Below are 23,298 nucleotides of genomic sequence, written 5' to 3'. Positions count from 1 at the left end.
ACTTCGTTAATGAGGTAATGCCCTAATCTGCCTCCCCTTTACACCGTCTCAAAATGCGAGGTTGTACGAGAATGACTCAGTTATATTACTTTATTGTGCGTTAAAACGGTGATTTGATGCGAAAACTTTATGTAAATAAATTACTTGTGATCTTTCTTATCTACGCCTTCTCTCTTTAAGAGCCACAAGATCACCACCAATATTTACACAGCATCTCCAAATTCAATGAAGAAAAGATTAATGGCCCGTCTTAATCATGCTTGTTTATCCAATCAACCTTTAGACCTTTGGCTAACTTAACAGTTTATTAACATAACATTTTACCCCTTTATTCGCTGCAAAAGCCCATAGCATGGAGGTTCTTCATTTTTAACACCCCGACTAAAGTTGAAAAGAGTTATTGCCAACACCTTGCTAATGTACATATTGAAACATTTCATTAACAACAATACCAATCGTAAGGAGACGGCAATGGCATTTGAAAGCGAAGAAAGAGCCAAAGCCTATTGGGACAAAAACGTGAAGCTCATGATCGGCCTAATGGTCATCTGGTTCGTCGTGTCTTTCGGCTGCGGCATCTTATTTGTCGACGTACTAAATCAATTTCAACTAGGCGGTTACAAACTCGGTTTCTGGTTTGCTCAACAAGGCTCCATCTATGCCTTCCTAGGAATTATTTTCTATTACGCATGGAAGATGCGCCAAATTGACCGTGAATTCGGCGTGGACGAATAAGGAGTCACTCAGATGGATTTGAAAACTATTACCTACCTGGTCGTTGGCGCCACGTTCATCCTGTACATCGGGATTGCTATTTGGGCTCGCGCCGGCTCAACCAAAGAGTTTTATGTTGCTGGTGGCGGTGTAAACCCGATTGCAAACGGTATGGCAACCGCAGCCGATTGGATGTCCGCAGCGTCGTTTATCTCAATGGCAGGCTTAATTGCCTTCATGGGCTATGGCGGCTCAGTATTTCTAATGGGTTGGACTGGTGGTTACGTTCTGCTTGCGCTGTTGCTAGCGCCTTACCTACGCAAATTTGGGAAGTTTACGGTGCCAGAGTTTGTTGGTGAACGCTTTTACTCCAATACCGCACGTATCGTAGCGGTTGTTTGTCTTATCATCGCATCAGTGACTTATGTTATCGGTCAGATGAAAGGCGTGGGTGTTGCGTTTGGTCGCTTCTTAGAAGTGGACTACTCCACTGGCCTATTAATTGGTATGTGTATCGTTTTCATGTACGCGGTTCTTGGCGGCATGAAAGGCATCACTTACACGCAGATTGCTCAATATTGCGTACTCATTCTTGCTTACACTATCCCTGCAATCTTTATCTCTCTGCAACTCACTGGTAACCCAATCCCACAAATTGGTCTGGGGAGTACCATGGCTGGTACCGATGTCTATCTACTCGATCGGCTTGACCAAGTGGTGACCGAACTCGGATTCAGTGAATACACGACCCAAGTACGTGGCGACACACTTAATATGTTTGTCTACACCATGTCACTGATGATTGGTACTGCCGGTCTACCACACGTAATTATCCGTTTCTTTACCGTGCCGAAGGTTCGCGACGCACGTACATCAGCAGGCTGGGCTCTGATCTTCATCGCCATCCTTTACACTACAGCACCAGCGGTATCAGCGATGGCTCGTCTCAACCTAATGAATACGGTAAATCCAGCTCCGGGTCAGCACCTAGCGTATGACGAGCGTCCTGCGTGGTTCAAAAACTGGGAAACAACTGGACTACTCGGTTTTGACGATAAAAATGGCGATGGCAATATCCAATACACTTCAGATGCGTCCACCAACGAACTGCGCGTTGATAACGACATCATGGTATTGGCTAACCCAGAGATCGCTAAACTACCAAACTGGGTGATCGCACTTGTGGCAGCAGGTGGTCTTGCAGCTGCACTATCTACCGCAGCAGGTTTACTACTCGCCATTTCTTCAGCTATTTCCCATGACTTAATCAAAGGGGTTATCAATCCGAACATATCCGAGAAAAAAGAGCTACTTGCTAGTCGAATATCAATGGCAGTAGCGATAGCAGCCGCAGGCTATCTCGGTTTAAATCCGCCTGGATTTGCCGCAGGTACGGTAGCACTCGCCTTTGGTCTTGCCGCTTCATCCATCTTCCCTGCATTGATGATGGGCATCTTCAGCAAGATCATCAACAAAGAAGGCGCAATCGCCGGTATGATTGCAGGTATCAGTATTACGCTGTTCTACGTATTCCAACACAAAGGCATCCTTTTCGTTGCTGATTGGAAATATCTAGAAAGCTGGGGAACAAACTGGTTCCTGGGTATTGAGCCAAACGCGTTTGGTGCTATTGGCGCACTATTTAACTTCATCGTCGCATTCGCTGTCTCCAAAGTAACAGCAGAAACGCCACAAGAAGTAAAAGACCTAGTCGAACACGTTCGCGTGCCAGTAGGTGCTGGTAGTGCAGTGGATCACTAAAAACTAATCAAAACCACAAAAGCCCCGTTTGGAACCAGCCGTCCGGGGCTTTTTTATTCTCACTTTTCAGTTACCATATTCGCAGTATGTCGTTGCAAGGAAGCCAAGATGTTCAAAAACAAGCACTTTATTCTCGCTCTACTGATTGCGCCAGTTCTCTCTTTGATCGCTTACTTCGGTACCGATATGGCCCTCAGCGAGAAGCCCCACGCGGCGCAAGAAGGGGAAACTTACAAACTCGCGAGTAAGTCTAATTGTCGTTACACCAGCGGTCTGTGTGATATGGAAAATGGCGATTTTAAAGTGAAATTTCGCTCGGAAAAACTCACTAAAAATAACTTAGAATTGTCACTCAACGCCGCTTACCCACTCGAAGGGGTTAAAGTTTCTATTGTGAGTGACAAAGAGAAAAACGCTCAACCGATTGATATGAAGCCCGCCGATCAAGCAGGCCAAAGCTGGTACATCACCTTACCAAAGCCTGCATCTGCAGAAAGCTGGTTAAGAGTCGTCATTCAATCAGGCGGCACACTGTATTATGGTGAAACGCAAACCGCATTTGTGAAGTACGAAACCTTATTTACTGAATAACGCTGACAAGCTAATTCACTGGTCTTCAAATGACAGTGACTTAGTTTCACTCAGCATAAATGAACTCCTACTCAGCCGACGCCTTTGCGTCGGCTTTTGTTTCCGTAAGTCTTTCTTCAACAACCTCTTACTGTAAAAAGGGTTGCCAACTCACAAGTTAATTGATAATAATTATCATTACATTTAATGAGAGGTGGTTATGGACAACAAACGGGACATCTTTAACGCATTTTTTAAAGCCCAAGATAGATTCCTTCTCGCCGCACCACATGGCTTTGAGCCAGACGTGATTCATGACTATATTCATTGGGGAATGGTGTTGTCTTCCTGTTATGAACACGATGCCGATGAAGAAAATCTATTGTTGTGTGAGCTGTTTTTACGTCAGGTTTATTTCCATTTACTAGACGCAATTCAAGACTCAACTCGCAGTCGTATCTTCCGTCGTGTCTGTCTCGATTCTATCCATACGCCATTATTCTGTCTCAAACGCTATTACTACCAGTTTGAACAAGGCGACGTGAAATTTCTCGCACTACAACAACAATTACGCCTGATTCAAATCTCACTTGATTAACCAAAAGGATCCCTACCATGAGCACCGAATTCCGCATAGAAACTGACAGTATGGGCGAAGTAACGGTCCCTGCAGATGCTCTCTACCAAGCCCAGACTCAACGCGCCGTCGATAACTTCTCATTCAGTCAACATAAAATGCCATCTGGTTTTATCAAAGCGTTAGCACACATCAAGCAGACTGCGGCACTCACCAACGCACAGCTAGGGCTGCTTGAGGGAGATATTGCCAACGCGATTGCTGACGCAGCTCAAGCAATTATCGAAGGCAATCATATTGAGCAATTCCCAATTGACGTATTTCAAACCGGATCAGGTACTAGCTCAAATATGAATGCGAATGAAGTAATTGCAACACTGGCCTCCCAGCATCTAGGCGGCACTGTCAGCCCTAATGATCACGTCAACATGGGACAAAGCAGCAACGATGTGGTACCAACGGCCATTCAAGTTAGCGCAGCATTAGCCATTGAAAAACAGCTCTTCCCGGCCCTGTCACACCTCAGCCAAACACTAGAGTCTAAACAGCAAGCATTGAAAGATGTTGTAAAAACCGGTCGCACCCACTTAATGGACGCGATGCCAATTACCTTTGCTCAAGAACTTGGCGGTTGGCAGTTCCAAATCGAGCACGCAAAACAAGCGATTGAACAAGCACTTCCTGCTGTAAAAGCCTTAGCCCAAGGTGGTACGGCGGTTGGAACGGGGATCAATGCCGATCCACGCTTTGCAGACTTATTCGCTAGCAACCTAACCCAGTCAACTCGTATTCAGTTCACGGCCAGTGATAACTTCTTTTTCAATTTAAGCAGTCAAGATGCGATCGTCGCTCTGTCGGGACAGCTCAAAACAGCAGCAGTTGCGATCATGAAGATCGCAAACGATCTTCGTTGGATGAATTCAGGCCCATTGGCTGGTTTAGGTGAGATAGAATTACAAGGCTTGCAACCGGGTTCTTCCATCATGCCTGGCAAAGTAAATCCTGTGATCCCAGAAGCCGCAGCTATGGCATCAGCGCAAGTCATTGGTAATGACACCACCATTACCGTCGCAGGCCAAGCGGGCAACTTCCAGCTTAACGTCATGCTGCCAGTTATTGCTCATAACGTATTGGAGAGTATCGAGTTACTCTCTAACAGCGCAACTGCTTTAGCTGACAAAGCCATTGCGACGTTTGAAGTTCGCCAAGATAACTTGGATGTAGCACTCGCCAAAAACCCAATTTTGGTCACGGCTCTCAACCCGGTCATTGGTTACCTAAAAGCGGCAGAAGTCGCGAAAAAAGCCTACAAACAGGGACGCGCGATTATTGATGTCGCGGAAGAAGAAACTGATTTGGATAGAGCCACACTAGAGCGATTGCTTAATCCAGCCAAACTGACCCAAGGCGGCGTCGCAGAATAAACGGCAAACTCAGCCTATAAACTAAGATTACAAATATCGAGACCTCCATTCGGAGGTCTCTTTTATAGCGATTTTTCAAACACTCCAATCCTAAGCGACTCGATTGAGCACCGAACGCAGCTTAAGCGGCTTAACTGGCTTAGCAATAAAGCTGAACCCATTTGCTTTGATGCCATCAAGCATATCTTCGGTACGATCTGCACTGATGATGACGCCTTCAAAGCTGTGGCCTAATCTCAGGCGGCATTGCTGTAGCACTTCTAAACCAGTACGACCATCATCAAGTCGGTAATCGGAGAAAATTACATCCGGAACCCAACCATCCTCAAGCGCTTGTAGACTTTCAACTAAATCAATCGCAACTCGTGTATCGCAGCCCCATCGGGAAAGTAAGTTTTCCATGCCGACTAGAATGTCAGGCTCATTATCGACACATAGGATTCTCAGATGACCAAGTTCAGATTGCTTACTCATTGCCACGTGAACTGGATGAGGCTGAACATGATCAGCTTTATCTAGGGTGATGGAAAAAACACTGCCTTTTCCAACCCAAGAGCGCATCGAAATTTCATGCCCAAGTACCTGAGCAATTCCTTTCGAAATCGCCAAACCAAGTCCGAGGCCTTGGTCGGAACGAACTTGAGTTCCGCGATTAAACTCTTCAAAAATCTCTTGCTGCTTCTCTTCTTCAATCCCCACTCCATTATCCCATACATCAATACGCACTCGCCCTTTCACGCGGCGAACACCGAGTGCGACTTTGCCATTCGGGTTATAACGAAACGCATTGGTCAGGAAGTTTTGCACCACACGGCGCAGCAGTTTGGGATCCGACTTAACCATGAGTGAGGACGGAATCATGGTGAACTCTATACCTTGCTGTTTGGCTAACGCACTAAACTCAGCATTCAAATTCGATAACACATCATTTAACGCAAAGCCATGCACGTTGACTTCCAACTTGCCCGATTCCAAACGCGAGATATCCAGCAAATCTCCAATTAAGTCTTCGGCAGCCTCTAAAGCACTTTCAATGTGTGCTGACAGCTTTTTGGCTTCGCTGTCTTTGGCGACTTCCGATAGTGAAGATGCAAATAGACGCGCCGCGTTGAGCGGTTGCATCAAGTCATGGCTTACTGCCGCCAAGAACCGTGATTTGGACTTCGATTCCAAATCCGAGCGCTGCGTCGCTTCCACCAGCTGCTTGTTAAGTTGTTCTAATTCTCGAGTCCGCAGACGTACTCTTTCTTCCAATGTCTCGTTGGCGTCTTTCAGTGCTTGCTCTGCATCACGGAATACGGTGATGTCGGTAAAGCTCATCACAAAGCCACCACCTGGCATTGGGTTACCTTGCACCTCTATCACGCGACCATCGGGACGAACCCGAGAAGAGGTGTGCCGAGTCCCTTGCTCAAGGTGATAAACACGGCGACGGACGTGGTCATCAGGGTCACCAGGGCCACACAACCCCTGCTCTGCATTGTGCCGAATCACATCCGCAATCGGTCGACCTACTTGAATCAGGCCTGGCGGAAATTCAAAAAGTTCTAAATAGCGTTGGTTCCACGCTACCAAGCGTAGTTGCTTATCGACGACCGCAATACCTTGTCCAATATGCTCAATCGCGCCTTGGAGTAAACCCCGACTAAAATCGTACAGTTCAGAGGCTTCATCGACGATAGTCGCCACCTCTTCAAGCTGCATGTTTCTTCCTTGCAGAGCGGAAGTAAGTACTAACTTAGCAGAAGATGCTCCAAATACCCCTGCTAGCACACGCTCCGTATGCCGAATCAGAGAAGATGGCGCTTGTTGATTCGGCATCAACTCTTCTCGTTGCTGGCTCCAGTAGGCTTGAAACGCCGCTTTAACTCGCGTTCGTCCTACAAATCTGGACGCTAGCATTTCCAGTTCTGCAACCGTAACGCGGCTCTGGTACAGACTCATATTTTCGCTTTCAGGCAACGGTGTACCAACGAATGATGCCGATTGTAAGCGCTCACTTAGGCTTGGTCGGGTAGCCATAGAAACCACAACAAAACACACTGCATTAGCGACCACGCTGAGGATCATCCCCCAATCTGAAATCGCGATATCAAAGCTAGCCAATACCTCTGGTGGCGTAATCAACCAGATCAGGAAGTTATTACTGGCGTCTCCGGCAAGCATGTCTGTTTGGCTCATTAACGTAATCAACCAGGTAGCAAAACCCACCGCGAGGCCAACATACACACCTTTCTTATTCCCTTGACGCCAATACATACCGCCAACCAGCGCAGGAGCGAATTGCGTGATAGCCGCGAACGAGAGAAAGCCGATAGCAGAAAGTGAATGAATGGTGTCCAACGCTTGATAGAAACACCACGCGCCAATCAACAAAACTAAAATCAAACCACGGCGGATCCGCAGTAATAATTCAGAAAAATGGTGGTGGTTACGCTGCGTCAGTCGCATGCGACGCAATAGCAATGGCATAACCAAGTCATTCGAGACCATGATCGCTAAGGCAATCGTCGATACGATAACCATGCCGCTTGCTGCTGAAGTACCGCCTAGAAACGCAAGCAAGGCGATTTCACTCGCCCCGACCGACATCGGCACACTGATGACATAAGTATCAGGCGAAGCGCCACTCAAGAGGCCTTGCCCTACCCACGCAATAGGTAAAACAAAAATCCCCATTAAGATCAGATAAATGGGGAACAACCAACGAGCCACATGCAAATCTTGAGCACGTTCATTTTCTACCACCATCGTATGGAATTGTCGCGGAAGGCAAACTATCGCCAGCATGGTCAGTACAGTATGAATCAATATAGTCGGGATATTTGGTGACTGATACGTCTGTGCGGCAACATCAATTAAGCTCAAATTCTCGGAGTTCATCGCCAACCAAACAATGAAGACACCAACCACTAAAAAAGCCAGCAGTTTGATAATGGATTCGAAGGCAATTGCCATCATCATCCCACGATGGTGTTCCGTGTTATCAATGTGGCGGGTACCGAATAGCATCGTAAAAATCGCCAATGCGACCACAACAAACCACGACACGCTATCGTTTTGATAACCAAAATCAGTAGCCAGCTCCGGAGCAATAATTTCAAGCCCCATAGTGATACCACGCAGCTGTAAAGCGATGTACGGCAAAATTCCCGCAACCGCTATGAGCGTAACAACCACGGCCAAACCTTGGGATTTACCGTAGCGTGCTCCGATAAAGTCAGCAATCGACGTGATGTGTTCCCGTTTAGCAATCAAAATAAGCCGAGCTAAAACGCGCCATCCGATGGTAAACACTAAAATGGGGGCAATATAGATGGGCAAGAAAGACCAAGGATTACTGCTGGCCTGCCCGACCGTGCCGTAGAAGGTCCATGATGTACAGTACACCGCAATGGAAAGACTATAAATCCAAGGCCGCCAGCGCGCTAGCCACCTTTTCTGAATGTCGCCGTACCACGCGATGATAAATAAAGCTCCCAAATACGCTAAAGAAACGGGAACCACCAGCCATCCTTGCATCCGATATCCTTTCTTGCCTTTCTTGCTACTTTTAAAGCAAGAGAATAAAAAAACCTCTCCATGAGGGAGAGGTTTCATTTAACACCGCTTTGATAACGGAGACAAAGCTTAGTTTTTAACCTTTGTTACATAAGTCTAATTCTGTGTTTCAAGTGGCTTGTCTGATACATCAACCACCTGATGTGGGTCTTGCGAATCAAGCTTGATGAACAGAGCCAATAACCCCATCGCGGCCATGCCCCAGAACACAAGCGGTCCCCAGTGCTCATAACCCCAGCCACTCAATACGGTCATTAACGCGATAAATGCGCCCAACGGAATCGCGTTATACAACGCTTGCAACGCTACGATCTTATTTTCTTCGGAGTTTTGGATATATTGGATCGCGGCAATGTGTGCGGTAGCGAAAGTCACACCATGCAATAGTTGAACAATCACCAAAGCAATAATTGATGTTGTCGACGCCGTAATACCCCAACGCATCATTACACCAACGGCAGCAGCAATAAACAGCGCGCGTATTGACCAACCTACGAATAAACGCTTACTCAGTGCAAACACTGCCACTTCTGCGGCCACCCCCAAGCTCCATAAGTAGCCAATGACATCTTCCGAGTGACCAGCAGCCTTCCAGTGAATCGCACTAAAGCCGTAGTAAGCCGCATGACTGCCCTGAATTAGTGACACCAACACTAAGAATTTTAGTATCGGCTTGTCGGTCAAAAGAGCGGTCAGCTTTGGACGTTCTGCGCTTTGCCCACCGTGCGTTACAGGCATTGGGTTAGTCGGTCGCATAGCAAACAGCAACGAGATAAACACGCCGAACATCGCAGTGTACAAGATCATATCGGAGCCAAATTCAGCCACCAGGTAGCCCACTGCCGTCGAGCCTGCGATAAAGGCGATCGAACCCCATAGCCGCGTGCGGCCATAATCGAGCATTTTCAGGCGAGCGTAGTAATTTGCCATCGCGTCCGACAACGGAATAATCGGTCCACAACAAAGATTGAACAACACTGTCGCTAGTGCCATTAACCAAAAGCTACCACCCGTAAAAAAGTGAAATCCAACAAAAAGGAGGGCAGCGAAACTCAACCAACGTAAAGCAGGCATAAGATGTTCGACTTTGTGTACTCGTGGGGTGATCACGATATTGGCAACACAACGTGTCGCAAGGCCTAACCCGACCAGCAAACCGATATCTGTCGAAGATACGCCCTGATCCTTAAACCAAAGTGACCAAAATGGCAGATACACGCCATACGCAAAGAAGAATCCGAGAAAGTACTGGGAAATCCAGCCATACGGAGAAGGTTTCAACATTACTAATATCCTAAAACGGGAACACCAACGTTCGAGCCGGGAATTATGGATCGCCATGCGTATTATAAAAAGGGAAGAATAAGAAACTTATCGTTTCCTCGATGGAATACTAACTTTGCGACATTTGGCATCTTCAAGCGAAAACATCGTAATTTAGACCAAAGTCGTCTGGCTTCCGGTAAGAAATTTGTCAGACTTAGAGAGTGTTCCTTCCATCATTATTGGGTGTTCTCATGCCTGACAAATTTAACATGCAATCTCCACCGTTCGATCGCTTAACTGAAGCACAACAAACGCGACTGCGATCGTCTCTGGACGTTGCCTACTATCGAGCTCGAGATGTTATTTTATCCTGCGGACAGAAGAACCCCCACTTACATATTCTGATCAAAGGCGCGGTAGAAGAGCGCTCCAACGATCAACAGGAAGTGTTCGCACATTATGCCAACGACGATATGTTCGATGTACGCTCGTTACTTGAAGACAAGGTACGTCATCACTACATCGCGCTTGAGGACACGCTCTCTTACCTACTGCCGAAAGAAGTTTTCCTTGCCCTTTACAACGAAAATGGCCAGTTTGCAGCCTATTTCGATAACAATTTATCGAAACGGCAAGAGCTCATCGAAGCGGCCCATCAACAGCAAAACTTAGCGGAGTTTATTCTCACTAAAGTTGACCGCAGCATTTATCACCCACCGATGATCCTTGAACCAAATACACCAATTAACGAGGTAACACGTTCCTTAAAAGAAAATGGGATTGACGCTGCATTGGTTCAACTCCATGGCGATGATCCACGATTGGAAAAATGGCCATCAGCCCACCCGTACGCAATAGTGACTCGTACTAATATGCTGCATTCTGTGATGATAGATGGTTGCGCGCTCGACACACCAGTGGGTGAGATCGCGAGCTTTCCTGTTTATCACGTTGATGATGGAGACTTTCTATTCAACGCCATGATCACAATGACCAGAAATAGAATGAAACGCCTCATGGTATGTGAAGGCAACAGAGCTGTCGGCATGCTGGATATGACCCAAATTCTCAGCGCATTCTCAACCCACTCTCACGTGTTAACGCTCAGTATTGCTCGAGCAAGCAGCGTGGAAGAGCTCGCTTTGGCCTCAAACCGCCAACGTCAATTGGTCGAGAGCTTATTGAAAAACGGCATCCGCACTCGCTTCATCATGGAGCTGATCTCAGCTGTAAACGAGCAAATTATCGAGAAAGCGTTCGAGTTAGTAATACCACCAGCCTTGCACGACCATTGTTGCTTGATCGTACTCGGCTCTGAAGGCCGAGGAGAGCAAATTCTCAAAACCGATCAAGACAATGGCCTGATTATTCAAGATGGTCTGGAATGGCCTCATTGCGAACAAGTGATGCAATCCTTCACACACACCCTACAACAGCTCGGTTATCCACTTTGCCCTGGCAAAGTGATGGTTAACAACCCGAAGTGGGTCAAAACACAGCAAGAATGGATAAGCACCCTAAACCACTGGATAGCTAAAGCCGAACCAGAACAAATCATGGACTTAGCCATTTTCAGTGACGCCCATGCTATTGCTGGGAATTGCGAGCTGCTGGCTCCAATTGCGGCGCATCTTCGTGACACAATGAAAGATCGCATGTTGATATTGTCTGATTTTACTCGCCCTGCCTTGCAGTTTTCGGTGCCCCTAACTCTATTTGGCAACGTAAAAAGTGCTAAAGACGGATTGGACATTAAACGCGGCGGTATTTTCCCAATTGTACACGGCATTCGCACCTTGTCTTTGGAGTATGCCATTGAAGAGAAGAACACGTTTGAACGCATTGAAGCTCTGAGAAATAAGCGCATCTTAGAACCCGAAACAGCAGATAATCTCAACGAAGCACTAAAATTGTTCTTTAAACTTCGCCTTAATCAGCAACTCAAAAAGCAAGAAGCGTTGAATAACATTGATATTAAACAACTGGATAGAACTGAGCGTGATTTGCTTCGCCACAGCTTACATGTGGTGAAGAAATTTAAGCAATTTTTAGGCTTCCATTATCAAATTCGTGATTAACCCTGATTTTCATAAATCACAGAGGCGTAAGCAATGAACTGGTTACAACGCAAATACTGGTACTACAAATTGAAAGGCTCGCCTTATCAGTCGCTGTTTTGCACGCCAGATAAAACAGAATACGTCTCTCTTGACTGCGAAACCACCAGCCTTGACCCAAATCGTGCCGAGCTGGTGACTATTGCAGCCACCAAGATCATCGACAACCGCATCATCACCAGTCAACCATTTGAAGTCCGCTTACGCGCGCCGCAATCGCTCGACTCAGGCTCGGTCAAGATCCATCGAATTCGCCACCAAGACTTAGTCGATGGCATCAGTGAAAAAGAGGCGCTGCTCGAGCTGCTCGACTTTATCGGCAACCGACCACTTGTGGGCTATCACATTCGTTACGATAAAAAGATCTTAGACCTTGCTTGTCTGCGGCAACTTGGCTTCCCACTTCCTAACCCACTTATCGAGGTCAGTCAGATTTATCACGATAAGTTGGAACGACATTTGCCGAATGCCTATTTCGACTTAAGTCTGGATGCCATTTGTAAACACCTCGAACTTCCTATCCAAGACAAACACGACGCCTTGCAAGACGCGATTTCTGCCGCTTTGGTCTTTGTCCGCTTAACGAAAGGCGATTTACCCAACCTAACCGCGCCGTATACATAAAAATCAGTTGACCTAGCTCCCAGAAATACTTTTGTTTCAGCGATTTCCCGGCGCTTCCATCACTCTCATCCTAAAGTCTAATTGTGGAAATACGCGCGGTGACTGACAGTTATAAGCACAACGTCGTCATTACCACGACCAAGTTATTTAGAACCAAAAAACAGCCCTACAAAAATATATTCAAAATCTTATCTAGATTGGTGTAAGGCCGAGAAATAAGGCACAAGGAGAGAAGCCATGAGCGAAGCCCACGTTTATCCGGTAAAAGAAAATATTAAAACTCATACACACGCGGATAATGATACTTACTTAGCCATGTATCAGCAGTCGGTAACCGATCCAGAGGGCTTCTGGAACGAACACGGCAAAATCGTTGATTGGATCAAACCTTTCACCAAAGTAAAAAGCACTTCTTTCGACACTGGCCATGTTGATATTCGCTGGTTTGAAGATGGCACACTGAACGTCTCGGCTAACTGTATTGACCGTCATCTTGCAGAACACGGGGACGACGTCGCCATCATTTGGGAAGGCGATGATCCAGCCGACGACAAAACACTCACTTTCAACGAACTGCACAAAGAAGTGTGTAAATTCTCCAACGCATTGAAAGAGCAAGGCGTACGCAAGGGAGACGTGGTGTGTCTATACATGCCAATGGTGCCAGAAGCCGCTGTGGCTATGCTCGCTTGTACCCGTATTGGTGCGGTTCACACCGTAGTATTTGGCGGTTTCTCACCAGAAGCACTATCCGGCCGTATCATCGACTCTGACGCTAAAGTCGTGATCACCGCAGACGAAGGCGTACGTGGCGGACGCGCTGTTCCACTGAAAAAGAACGTGGATGAAGCACTAACCAACCCAGACGTAAAAACCATCAATAAAGTCGTCGTGCTTAAACGTACAGGTGGTGATGTTGAATGGCATGAACACCGTGATGTTTGGTGGCACGAAGCAACAGCCAACGTTTCTGACGTTTGCCCACCAGAAGAGATGAAAGCCGAAGACCCGCTGTTCATCCTCTACACATCTGGCTCGACAGGTAAACCTAAAGGCGTACTACATACTACAGGCGGTTACCTCGTCTACGCGGCAATGACCTTTAAATATGTCTTCGATTATCAACCAGGTGAAACCTTCTGGTGTACCGCGGATGTGGGCTGGATTACAGGCCATACTTACCTAATTTATGGTCCACTAGCGAACGGGGCCAAAACCATTCTGTTTGAAGGTGTTCCAAACTACCCAAGCACGGCTCGGATGAGTGAAGTGGTTGATAAGCACCAAGTGAACATTCTCTACACTGCGCCAACCGCTATTCGTGCACTAATGGCAAAAGGTAACGAAGCGGTAGCAGGGACATCTCGTTCAAGCTTACGTGTGATGGGTTCAGTAGGTGAGCCTATCAACCCTGAAGCGTGGGAGTGGTACTACAAAACGATTGGTAACGAGAGCTCGCCTATCGTTGATACTTGGTGGCAAACAGAGACCGGCGGTATCTTAATTGCACCACTACCAGGTGCAACAGATTTAAAACCAGGCTCAGCAACTCGACCATTCTTCGGAGTCCAACCTGCACTGGTTGATAACATGGGCAACATCATTGAAGAAACCGCAGCAGAAGGTAACTTGGTGATCCTTGATTCATGGCCAGGTCAGATGCGCACTGTTTATGGCGACCACGAGCGCTTTGAACAGACCTACTTCTCAACCTTCAAGGGAATGTACTTTACTAGTGATGGAGCTCGTCGTGACGAAGACGGTTACTACTGGATCACGGGCCGTGTTGATGACGTACTAAACGTGTCGGGTCACCGCATGGGTACCGCTGAAATAGAATCGGCTCTTGTCGCACATCATAAAATTGCTGAGGCCGCTATTGTGGGCATTCCGCATGATATCAAAGGCCAAGCTATCTACGCTTACATTACCTTGAACGATGGTGAATTCCCGTCAGCAGAGCTACACAAAGAAGTAAAAGATTGGGTGCGTAAAGAGATTGGTCCAATTGCAACACCAGATGTACTGCACTGGACGGATTCCTTACCGAAGACTCGTTCTGGTAAGATCATGCGTCGAATCCTGCGTAAAATTGCAACGGGTGATACCAGCAACCTCGGAGACACATCAACGCTTGCCGATCCGAGCGTTGTAGATAAACTTATCGCAGAGAAAGCAGAATTGGCATAAATTCAACCAACTGTTTTAAAAGCACTTTAAAAACCGCCATCACTCATGGCGGTTTTTTGCTTTAGTGCACAAATTGGCCACACAAAAAATATGGCAATTATGTTGTTTTTGTTAACTTGGTTACAGAAACGAGAGTGGCTATTAGGAGATTAGACCAGTAAATTGCTGCTAATTGCTATGAATTAGCTATAATCTTGGTCGATTTTTTAAAATTTGCTCGGTTTTAACAAAAAAATCGTGCTGAACTATCGTATATTTGGGAATATAAACGTTCCACTCACGATAAGGGAAGATAGCAACACAATGTCTGCAAAGTCACGGATTCTTGTTCTAAACGGACCAAATCTTAATCTATTGGGTCTGCGCGAACCGACACACTATGGTCACAGTACCTTAGCTCAAGTTGTGGATACTCTTACAGAGCAAGCCCATAACGCTGGGGTAGAACTGGAACACCTACAATCAAATCGTGAGTACGAACTGATTGAAGCCATTCACGCTGCCTATGGCAAGATTGACTTCATCATCATCAATCCAGCGGCTTTCACTCATACTAGTGTGGCGCTGCGAGATGCATTACTTGGCGTCGCCATCCCATTTATTGAGGTGCACTTATCAAATGTGCACGCACGTGAACCATTCCGTCATCACTCTTATCTGTCAGATAAAGCAGAGGGTGTGATTTGCGGTTTAGGCGCACAAGGTTATGAATTTGCTCTGTCTGCAGCGATCAATAAGCTACAGGCAAAGTAACCCTAACACTCTGCAACCCTACGAGGGTTGTCTTAATCACAAGATAAAAGAGAAAGAAAAGATGGATATTCGTAAAATCAAGAAGCTAATTGAGTTAGTTGAAGAGTCTGGCATTGCTGAGCTAGAGATCTCTGAAGGTGAAGAGTCAGTGCGCATCAGCCGTCATGGCACTGCAGCCCCTCAAGCACCAATTCACTACGCAGCAGCTCCAGCGGCGGCACCTGCTCCAGTAGCAGCGGCACCAGTAGCGGAAGCGCCAGCAGCAGAAGCTCCAGCAGCAACACCTGCAGGTCACCAAGTTCTTTCTCCAATGGTTGGTACTTTCTACCGCTCTCCAAGCCCAGACTCTAAAGCATTCGTAGAAGTGGGTCAGAAAGTAAATGCTGGCGATACTCTATGTATTGTTGAAGCAATGAAAATGATGAACCAAATCGAAGCGGACAAATCTGGCGTTGTTACAGCAATCCTAGCTGAAGACGGCCAACCAGTTGAATTCGACCAACCTCTTGTTGTAATCGAATAAGCGGGGCTTGCCTTATGCTAGACAAAGTAGTCATCGCGAACCGAGGTGAAATTGCACTTCGTATTCTTCGCGCTTGTAAAGAATTAGGTATTAAGACCGTCGCTGTTCACTCAACAGCGGACCGCGATCTTAAGCACGTACTACTCGCAGACGAAACCGTATGTATCGGCCCTGCTCGTGGTATCGACAGCTACCTAAACATTCCACGCATCATTTCTGCAGCAGAAGTGACTGGTGCTGTGGCTATCCACCCAGGTTACGGCTTCCTGTCTGAGAACGCAGACTTCGCAGAGCAAGTTGAGCGCAGTGGTTTCATCTTCGTTGGTCCAAAGGCAGACACTATCCGCCTAATGGGCGATAAAGTATCTGCTATCAATGCAATGAAGAAAGCAGGCGTTCCTTGTGTACCGGGTTCTGACGGCCCTCTAGACAATGACGAAGAGAAAAACAAAGCATTTGCTAAGCGCATTGGTTACCCAGTAATCATCAAAGCATCTGGCGGCGGCGGCGGTCGTGGTATGCGTGTTGTTCGCGCAGAGAAAGACCTTATCCAAGCCATTGCAATGACACGTGCTGAAGCAAAAGCGGCGTTCAACAATGACATGGTTTACATGGAGAAATTCCTAGAAAACCCTCGTCACGTTGAAGTTCAGGTTATTGCTGACGGTCAAGGCGGCGCAATCCACCTTGGTGAGCGTGACTGTTCAATGCAACGTCGTCACCAAAAAGTAGTGGAAGAAGCTCCAGCACCTGGTATCACCGAAGAAATGCGTAAGTACATCGGTGAACGCTGTACTCGTGCATGTATCGAGATCGGTTACCGCGGCGCAGGTACGTTTGAATTCCTATACGAGAACGGTGAGTTCTACTTCATCGAAATGAACACTCGTATTCAGGTAGAGCACCCAGTAACAGAGATGGTTACTGGCATCGACCTAATCAAAGAACAGCTTCGTGTTGCAGCGGGTCAGCCTCTGTCATTCACTCAAGATGATATTAAGATCCGTGGCCATGCGATTGAGTGTCGTATCAACGCAGAAGACCCTGAGCGCTTCCTACCATCTCCGGGTAAGATCGAGCGTTTCCACGCTCCTGGCGGTATGGGTGTACGTTGGGAATCTCATATCTACACAGGCTACACAGTTCCACCTCATTACGATTCAATGATTGGTAAACTGATCACTTACGGTGAGAACCGTGATGTAGCGATTGCACGTATGAAAAACGCACTGGGTGAGATGATCATCGAAGGCATCAAAACTAACGTGCCACTGCAGTTCTCCATTATGAATGACGAAAACTTCCAACACGGTGGTGCAAACATCCACTACCTAGAGAAGAAGCTTGGCTTACAATAAGCCTAAGCAAACGTCTTAAAAAATGCCCACTCCCGTGGGCATTTTTGTTTTATATGTACGCGAACGGCTCAACATATAAATCGGCTTATTTGGGTATATACTCAAACAAATCGTAGAGTTCTGGTAAACTCTGCGCCACTTCATTCACTTTAAGAGCAAAAACCAATGCCTTGGATTCAAATCAAACTCAACGCGACCAATGAAAACGCTGAGCAAATCGGCGATATGCTAATGGAAGAGACTGGCGCGCTGTCTGTTACATTCTTAGACGCGCAGGATACACCTGTATTCGAACCTCTACCTGGCGAAACTCGCTTATGGGGCGATACTGATATTCTGGCACTGTATGATGCAGAAGCAGACACTAACTTCATCATCGACCAAATTAAAGCGAGCAATATGCTGGCTGACAATTTTGCTTACAAAGTAGAACAGCTTGAAGATAAAGACTGGGAACGCGAATGGATGGAAAACTTCCACCCAATGAAATTTGGTGAACGCCTATGGATTTGTCCAAGCTGGCGCGATATTCCAGATCCTGACGCTGTTAATGTTATGTTGGATCCAGGCCTTGCATTCGGTACGGGTACTCACCCTACAACAGCACTTTGTCTTGAGTGGCTAGAAAGCATGGACTTAAGCGGTAAGACCGTTATCGACTTCGGTTGTGGCTCAGGTATTCTTGCGATCGCAGCGATCAAACTGGGCGCTGAAAAAGTGATAGGGATCGACATTGATCCTCAAGCCCTGCTTGCTTCAAAAGACAATGCTGAGCGTAATGGCGTTGCAGACAAACTAGAAGTTTACTTACCGCAAAATCAACCTGAAGGTCTCGTCGCTGACGTCGTTGTGGCCAACATCCTTGCGGGACCTTTACGTGAACTTGCACCTATCATCAAAGGACTAGTTAAGCCAAATGGCGACCTCGCTATGTCCGGCGTATTAGACACTCAAGCTGAAGATGTTGCGAACTATTACCGTGACGAGCTTCACATTGACCCGATTGTTGAGCAAAGTGAATGGTGTCGCATCTCTGGTCGTAAGCAAGGCTAGACAAGGTTTTCAGAGCTAATTGTTTGAAATTCATACAATTTACAAAAACAATTTGTAAATGCTCAAATATTAGTCTTTTCACGCAGTGAAAAAATGCGTAAAATGCGCGCCCTTGCTGGTACAGAACTGTGATGACGTTTTGAAAATCGGAAACTATCAACTTAAGAACAATCTAATCGTAGCCCCTATGGCTGGTGTAACGGATAGACCGTTTCGCGAGTTGTGTCTTCGCTATGGTGCGGGAATGGCCGTCAGTGAAATGATGTCTGCTAACCCAAAACTATGGGGAACGTCAAAGTCGAAACAGCGCATGGTACACGAGGGCGAATCGGGCATTCGCTCTGTACAGATTGCGGGTTCCGATCCACAGCTTATGGCGGACGCAGCTCAATTCAGTGTTGAGAACGGTGCACAAATCATCGACATCAACATGGGCTGCCCGGCAAAAAAAGTGAATAAGAAGCTAGCGGGCTCTGCTCTGCTTCAATACCCAAACATTATCGAAGAGATTTTGAAAGCGGTCGTGAATGCAGTGGACGTTCCTGTAACGTTAAAGACTCGAACTGGCTGGGATACAGACAACAAGAACTGTGTCCAGATCGCTAAATTAGCCGAAAACTGCGGCATACAAGCTCTTGCTCTGCATGGCAGAACGAAAGCATGTATGTACAAAGGTGAGGCCGAATATGACAGCATTAAAGCGGTAAAAGAGGCGATTTCAATTCCGGTTATCGCGAACGGTGATATCGATAGCCCGGAGAAAGCCAAATTTGTACTGGAGTACACCGGTGCGGACGCTTTAATGATTGGACGCCCTGCCCAGGGTCGTCCTTGGATTTTCCAGGAAATCCATCACTATTTGGAAAACGGCACCACAATGGAGGAACTTCCAACTGAGGAAGTGAAAACCATTATGCTTGGTCATGTAAATGCTCTGCATGAGTTTTATGGGGAGTTCTTAGGTCCACGTATCGCGCGCAAGCACGTTGGGTGGTACCTGAAAGAGCATGAACAGGCAAGTGAGTTTCGCCGTACCTTCAACGCTATCGACGCAGCTCCGCTGCAAATTGAGGCGTTAGAAGGTTATTTTGATAACGTTGCATCATAATTAAGAGAAGAGCTAGACCGAATATGTTCGAACAAAATCTGACTTCAGAAGCATTAACAGTAACTACAGTAACGTCACAAGACCAGATTACTCAGAAGCCTTTACGTGACTCTGTTAAAGCGTCTCTTAAAAACTACCTTGCTCAACTAAACGGCCAGGAAGTAACAGAACTATACGAATTAGTTCTAGCTGAAGTTGAACAGCCACTACTAGATACTATCATGCAGTACACTCGCGGTAACCAAACTCGCGCAGCAACTATGATGGGTATCAACCGCGGTACTCTTCGCAAGAAACTTAAGAAATACGGCATGAACTAAGACCGTTTTTCAAAAAGTATTTGGAACAAGCCGTTACCTTTTTAGGTAACGGCTTTTCTTTATCTACTAAAACACTACGAATAACGCTCACTTTGTTCAGTATTACCAACTGGCTTTAAGATAACTACTGCTGAGCCAAACAATAGGAAAGCCACGAAAGCGACCCATTCATTGCCTACAGAATACGCGAAGCCCGCCAAGGCAGACCAAATCGCGACACCAAAGTGCATCATACTCATTCCAAAAGACATTAACACACCTCGATATTCATCAGATAAGCTTGCGATATGTGCTTGTAATGCCGGAGAACCAACCCCTCCAGCAAGAGACCAGAGCACTAGAGCTGGAAGATAAGCGGTCACCGTACTCATCTCATTTGAGAACACCCATGCACTGCAAGGTATGCACACCATTAAAGCCACTCGCATAACGGCTCGAGAGCTACCAAGCCAGCGAGAAGCTCTCGCCACGCACATATTTCCAACCACACTCACGATCCCTAGAGCTGCATAAATAGCGCCCACCCAACCGAGCGCCAAATCGCTGGTATCTCGAATATGAAGGCCTATCAGGTTAAATACACCAATACCTCCCCCTAGACCTAAACACATCGCTAAAATCGCCCTCAACGCGCCAGGAACATGAATTACACCTGTTATAGGTGGCAGAGCATCTGACATTTTGGACTCATCATGCTTGTTGTTCATGAACACTACGCTCATGGCACTGACAAGAAGAGCCGCAACGCCCAAAATAATAAAAGCGGCACGCCATGATAAAAGCTGGGTCAACAATGCTCCGATCGCCGGGCTAGTTATCATACCTAGCGTTAATCTCGCCTGAACCATCACAATTTGACGCATCGCTCTATTACCCTTCGCGTCTCCCGCTAACGCGAATGCAATTGGCAACATGCCTGCACTTGCAATACCAGTGATCACTCGAGTTGCAATAGCAAGTTCAAAATCATGAACTATGCCCGTCGTAATAGACGCAACCCCAAATACAAAGCAAGCAGGCACCATGATACGAATACGCCCAACTCGGTCTGATAAACGGCCCAAGTAAGGAGCGCAAATTGCTATGGCTAAACTATATGCCGTAATAAATAAGGTAACCTGACTCGGTTGAACACTTAAATCATTTCCGATGGGTTCAAGAATAGATCCAAGCATCAACTCATCAGCACCAACAAGAAAAGCAACGAGAAATAGGATCATGGACTGCATCATAGCTCCACCTCCTGTTCTGTTTTCGATTCAGCACAAGTGAGCAACGAAATATCTAAAACTCTATCAGGCCAAGATTGCAAAAATGCCTTCTCATGAGATACCACAATCACGCTACCGGAAAAGCGCTGGAGAGCCTCTTTAAGCGCATTTTTGCTGCTGCTATCCAAATGTGTTGTTGGTTCGTCCAACAGCAAAACATGGCATTTCTGAACCGATAAACAACACAGTTTCACCCGAGTTTGCTCACCACCGCTCAATGTATCTAAGTGGCGCTGCGTCTTATCCCCCGTGATCCCAAAGCGAGCTAATAGCTTGCGTGACTCTTTGCTTGAGATTGTTGGCGCACAAGAGCACAGCTCCTGTTCAGGTGTGTTCTGAGGATGGCGCCAAGACAAATCTTGAGAAAAATAACCAATCATTGCACCTTTTGCCAATACCACCTCACCAGAGAGTGGCTCGATCTCCCTCATCAGGGTTTTAAGTAAGGTCGACTTACCCACGCCGTTAAAACCAGCAACAACCAACTTTTCCCCGCGCGCTAACGTGATATCAAATACTGGAAGCAGAGGCTGCTGATAACCGATCATCAACGCTTTTGCCTCAACCACATTCGGTTGCTCAATGGGCTGGTAAGCAAAGTCAAACGTCGATACTTTCTCTACATGATTCAGTTGAATACGTTCGATTTTATCCAGTTTTTTCTTACGCCCTTTAGCAAGACTCGCGTTAACTCCAGCGCCATTTTTGGCAATAAATTGCTCTAACTTTCGAATTTCATTTTGCTGAGCCTTATATTGCTTTTCTATCAAAGCACCATCGTGATGCTTTTGCTGCATTGCTTTGACATAAGTGCCGCTGTATTTTCGAACCGTTTGATAATCAATATCACAAATACTGGTCGCTACTTGATTAAGGAAATCAACATCATGAGAAACCAGTAAAACTGTGCCAATGTAATCATTGAGAAACGTGACTAGCCATTCAATGTGCGGAGCATCAAGATAGTTTGTCGGCTCATCAAGAATTAACACATCGGGGTTGCGAAGTAACAACCTGCCTAAAAGGACTTTGTGTCTTTGACCGCCACTTAGCGAGACAAGCGGTGTATCTAAGCCAAATTGATAAATGCCAAGACCTACAGCAACTTGTTCAATTTTGGTATTAATTGCATAGAAGTTTTCATCTTCTAAATATGCCTGTAGCCGAGCGACTTGGCTTAAAAGAGATGTAGAGTGAGACTCGGTCATCGCATGATACAAAGTCCAAAGCTTTTGCTCTGCAGCGTATAAACTCTCAAAAGAGCCCTTTAAACACTCATGAACTGTCAGCACATTATCGATCTTAAAATGTTGTTCTAAATACCCCACCTCAAGGTTTGGTAACCAGTCAATGCAGCCCTTATCTGCAGATAATTCACCGAAAAGCAGTTTCAATAAGGTGCTTTTTCCAACACCATTCGCTCCGGTGATACCTACTTTCTCTCCCACGTTAATTCGAAATGTCGCGTTGTTATATAAACTCTTATCAGCGATCTGATAAGACAAATTTTTAACTTGTAAAATACTCATGCTTTTAACCAAATAAAAAGGGCCGATGATCAATACCGGCCCTTATTTCAATACTGGATAATGCTTTGTAGCTGCTTAACAGATACAAAAAGGCCGATGATGAAATATCACCGGCCATCTCTTCTCTTTTATCAGGTGTACAGACGCCTGCGTATAACTTCAGCGAAGCTACCCACACATAAAACACCTGATGAAGATTAATTTAAGACTCCGAGCAACACTTCATCGCGTTTTTTGCACGGAGTTCAGCCTTCTTACAAAGCTTTTAAACAAGAGATATAACATGATTTACTGTCGAAAAAACATTCGATGCGAAGCGTACACCTTTAGAATAAAAAGTACCAGATAATTATTAAAACTATCGTGACTTAGACGAAGATCCACTGAAAGAAGACCTTTCCTCAGTCAATGTGCTAGGTGAACGACTTACTCAGCAAACACAGCTATGAAAGCACCTATACCGCTCACGTTATACGTACGTAGTGGTGGCTTTGAAGGTTGGAGAGGGTTAGAGGGAAGAAGTAGCGAATATACTTTAAGACACTGGCTTAAATAGATCGACAAAACAAAATCCATGTT

General features: G+C 46.2%; 18 protein-coding genes. 14 read left to right on the top strand and 4 right to left on the bottom strand.

Annotation, left to right across the window (positions count from 1 at the left end; translation table 11 throughout):
- Window positions 1-471 precede the first annotated feature (471 nt).
- The 5 genes from UQW94_RS08495 (at window position 472) to UQW94_RS08475 (ending at window position 5,046) form a co-directional block, all read left to right on the top strand.
- On the top strand, window positions 472-735 hold the full coding sequence (locus UQW94_RS08495; RefSeq protein WP_005382373.1) for a DUF4212 domain-containing protein: 264 nt from the start codon (window positions 472-474) through the stop codon (window positions 733-735).
- Between the two features lie 12 nt (window positions 736-747).
- Window positions 748-2,475, top strand: a complete 1,728-nt coding sequence (locus UQW94_RS08490) for a sodium:solute symporter family protein (RefSeq protein WP_322142191.1) — start codon at window positions 748-750, stop codon at window positions 2,473-2,475.
- A 108-nt stretch (window positions 2,476-2,583) separates the two neighbouring features.
- Window positions 2,584-3,066, top strand: coding sequence for a hypothetical protein (locus UQW94_RS08485; RefSeq protein ID WP_005382371.1), 483 nt, complete (start codon window positions 2,584-2,586; stop codon window positions 3,064-3,066).
- A 199-nt stretch (window positions 3,067-3,265) separates the two neighbouring features.
- The gene (locus UQW94_RS08480; protein WP_005382370.1) at window positions 3,266-3,643 is read left to right on the top strand and encodes a hypothetical protein; all 378 of its coding nucleotides are present in this window, start codon (window positions 3,266-3,268) and stop codon (window positions 3,641-3,643) included.
- Between the two features lie 17 nt (window positions 3,644-3,660).
- Complete coding sequence (locus UQW94_RS08475; RefSeq protein WP_017635560.1) at window positions 3,661-5,046, top strand: class II fumarate hydratase; 1,386 nt, start codon at window positions 3,661-3,663, stop codon at window positions 5,044-5,046.
- Window positions 5,047-5,136: 90 nt separating this feature from the next.
- Here UQW94_RS08475 and UQW94_RS08470 read toward each other — a convergent pair whose 3' ends face one another.
- Both UQW94_RS08470 and UQW94_RS08465 read right to left on the bottom strand, forming a co-directional pair.
- Window positions 5,137-8,568 carry a PAS-domain containing protein gene (locus tag UQW94_RS08470; protein WP_322142190.1) on the bottom strand — a complete coding sequence of 1,144 codons (3,432 nt, stop codon included), beginning with the start codon at window positions 8,566-8,568 and terminating at the stop codon, window positions 5,137-5,139.
- A 135-nt stretch (window positions 8,569-8,703) separates the two neighbouring features.
- On the bottom strand, window positions 8,704-9,891 hold the full coding sequence (locus UQW94_RS08465) for a 3-phenylpropionate MFS transporter (protein ID WP_005382367.1): 1,188 nt from the start codon (window positions 9,889-9,891) through the stop codon (window positions 8,704-8,706).
- 233 nt (window positions 9,892-10,124) lie between these two features.
- On the opposite strand from UQW94_RS08465, the gene UQW94_RS08460 reads away from it, so the two are divergent.
- The 9 genes from UQW94_RS08460 to fis all read left to right on the top strand — a co-directional run bounded on the left by UQW94_RS08460 (window position 10,125) and on the right by fis (window position 19,919).
- On the top strand, window positions 10,125-11,951 hold the full coding sequence (locus UQW94_RS08460) for a DUF294 nucleotidyltransferase-like domain-containing protein (protein ID WP_262636192.1): 1,827 nt from the start codon (window positions 10,125-10,127) through the stop codon (window positions 11,949-11,951).
- Between the two features lie 33 nt (window positions 11,952-11,984).
- On the top strand, window positions 11,985-12,614 hold the full coding sequence (locus UQW94_RS08455; RefSeq protein ID WP_025768818.1) for a 3'-5' exonuclease: 630 nt from the start codon (window positions 11,985-11,987) through the stop codon (window positions 12,612-12,614).
- Between the two features lie 237 nt (window positions 12,615-12,851).
- Window positions 12,852-14,804 carry an acetate--CoA ligase gene (gene acs, locus UQW94_RS08450; protein WP_005386359.1) on the top strand — a complete coding sequence of 651 codons (1,953 nt, stop codon included), beginning with the start codon at window positions 12,852-12,854 and terminating at the stop codon, window positions 14,802-14,804.
- 303 nt (window positions 14,805-15,107) lie between these two features.
- On the top strand, window positions 15,108-15,557 hold the full coding sequence (gene aroQ / locus UQW94_RS08445) for a type II 3-dehydroquinate dehydratase (RefSeq protein WP_005382360.1): 450 nt from the start codon (window positions 15,108-15,110) through the stop codon (window positions 15,555-15,557).
- A gap of 61 nt (window positions 15,558-15,618) precedes the next feature.
- On the top strand, window positions 15,619-16,080 hold the full coding sequence (gene accB, locus UQW94_RS08440; RefSeq protein WP_005386355.1) for an acetyl-CoA carboxylase biotin carboxyl carrier protein: 462 nt from the start codon (window positions 15,619-15,621) through the stop codon (window positions 16,078-16,080).
- Between the two features lie 14 nt (window positions 16,081-16,094).
- Entirely contained in the window at window positions 16,095-17,438 is a 1,344-nt protein-coding gene (gene accC, locus UQW94_RS08435) for an acetyl-CoA carboxylase biotin carboxylase subunit (protein ID WP_005382509.1), read from the top strand.
- 165 nt (window positions 17,439-17,603) lie between these two features.
- Window positions 17,604-18,491 carry a 50S ribosomal protein L11 methyltransferase gene (prmA, locus tag UQW94_RS08430; RefSeq protein WP_005382507.1) on the top strand — a complete coding sequence of 296 codons (888 nt, stop codon included), beginning with the start codon at window positions 17,604-17,606 and terminating at the stop codon, window positions 18,489-18,491.
- Between the two features lie 139 nt (window positions 18,492-18,630).
- On the top strand, window positions 18,631-19,599 hold the full coding sequence (gene dusB, locus UQW94_RS08425; protein ID WP_005382505.1) for a tRNA dihydrouridine synthase DusB: 969 nt from the start codon (window positions 18,631-18,633) through the stop codon (window positions 19,597-19,599).
- 23 nt (window positions 19,600-19,622) lie between these two features.
- Complete coding sequence (gene fis / locus UQW94_RS08420) at window positions 19,623-19,919, top strand: DNA-binding transcriptional regulator Fis (protein WP_000462885.1); 297 nt, start codon at window positions 19,623-19,625, stop codon at window positions 19,917-19,919.
- A gap of 74 nt (window positions 19,920-19,993) precedes the next feature.
- Here the strand turns inward: fis and UQW94_RS08415 are convergent, their stop codons facing one another.
- On the bottom strand, window positions 19,994-21,151 hold the full coding sequence (locus tag UQW94_RS08415) for an MFS transporter (protein ID WP_322142189.1): 1,158 nt from the start codon (window positions 21,149-21,151) through the stop codon (window positions 19,994-19,996).
- Window positions 21,148-22,719, bottom strand: a complete 1,572-nt coding sequence (locus UQW94_RS08410) for an ABC-F family ATP-binding cassette domain-containing protein (protein ID WP_322142188.1) — start codon at window positions 22,717-22,719, stop codon at window positions 21,148-21,150. The genes UQW94_RS08415 and UQW94_RS08410 overlap by 4 nt, the downstream gene beginning before the upstream one ends.
- Window positions 22,720-23,298: the final 579 nt, after the last annotated feature.

The organism is Vibrio sp. PBL-C16, from assembly GCF_034321865.1.
Taxonomy (GTDB): domain Bacteria; phylum Pseudomonadota; class Gammaproteobacteria; order Enterobacterales; family Vibrionaceae; genus Vibrio; species Vibrio alginolyticus.
This window is presented reverse-complemented; position numbering and strand designations above follow the sequence as displayed.

What these genes read in the sequence shown, in the direction of transcription:
- UQW94_RS08495 (WP_005382373.1), top strand. Translation starts at nt 472, where the DNA reads ATGGCATTTGAAAGCGAAGAAAGAGCCAAAGCCTATTGGGACAAAAAC.
- UQW94_RS08490 (WP_322142191.1), top strand. Translation starts at nt 748, where the DNA reads ATGGATTTGAAAACTATTACCTACCTGGTCGTTGGCGCCACGTTCATC.
- UQW94_RS08485 (WP_005382371.1), top strand. Translation starts at nt 2,584, where the DNA reads ATGTTCAAAAACAAGCACTTTATTCTCGCTCTACTGATTGCGCCAGTT.
- UQW94_RS08480 (WP_005382370.1), top strand. Translation starts at nt 3,266, where the DNA reads ATGGACAACAAACGGGACATCTTTAACGCATTTTTTAAAGCCCAAGAT.
- UQW94_RS08475 (WP_017635560.1), top strand. Translation starts at nt 3,661, where the DNA reads ATGAGCACCGAATTCCGCATAGAAACTGACAGTATGGGCGAAGTAACG.
- UQW94_RS08470 (WP_322142190.1), bottom strand. Translation starts at nt 8,568, where the DNA reads ATGCAAGGATGGCTGGTGGTTCCCGTTTCTTTAGCGTATTTGGGAGCT.
- UQW94_RS08465 (WP_005382367.1), bottom strand. Translation starts at nt 9,891, where the DNA reads ATGTTGAAACCTTCTCCGTATGGCTGGATTTCCCAGTACTTTCTCGGA.
- UQW94_RS08460 (WP_262636192.1), top strand. Translation starts at nt 10,125, where the DNA reads ATGCCTGACAAATTTAACATGCAATCTCCACCGTTCGATCGCTTAACT.
- UQW94_RS08455 (WP_025768818.1), top strand. Translation starts at nt 11,985, where the DNA reads ATGAACTGGTTACAACGCAAATACTGGTACTACAAATTGAAAGGCTCG.
- acs (WP_005386359.1), top strand. Translation starts at nt 12,852, where the DNA reads ATGAGCGAAGCCCACGTTTATCCGGTAAAAGAAAATATTAAAACTCAT.
- aroQ (WP_005382360.1), top strand. Translation starts at nt 15,108, where the DNA reads ATGTCTGCAAAGTCACGGATTCTTGTTCTAAACGGACCAAATCTTAAT.
- accB (WP_005386355.1), top strand. Translation starts at nt 15,619, where the DNA reads ATGGATATTCGTAAAATCAAGAAGCTAATTGAGTTAGTTGAAGAGTCT.
- accC (WP_005382509.1), top strand. Translation starts at nt 16,095, where the DNA reads ATGCTAGACAAAGTAGTCATCGCGAACCGAGGTGAAATTGCACTTCGT.
- prmA (WP_005382507.1), top strand. Translation starts at nt 17,604, where the DNA reads ATGCCTTGGATTCAAATCAAACTCAACGCGACCAATGAAAACGCTGAG.
- fis (WP_000462885.1), top strand. Translation starts at nt 19,623, where the DNA reads ATGTTCGAACAAAATCTGACTTCAGAAGCATTAACAGTAACTACAGTA.
- UQW94_RS08415 (WP_322142189.1), bottom strand. Translation starts at nt 21,151, where the DNA reads ATGATGCAGTCCATGATCCTATTTCTCGTTGCTTTTCTTGTTGGTGCT.
- UQW94_RS08410 (WP_322142188.1), bottom strand. Translation starts at nt 22,719, where the DNA reads ATGAGTATTTTACAAGTTAAAAATTTGTCTTATCAGATCGCTGATAAG.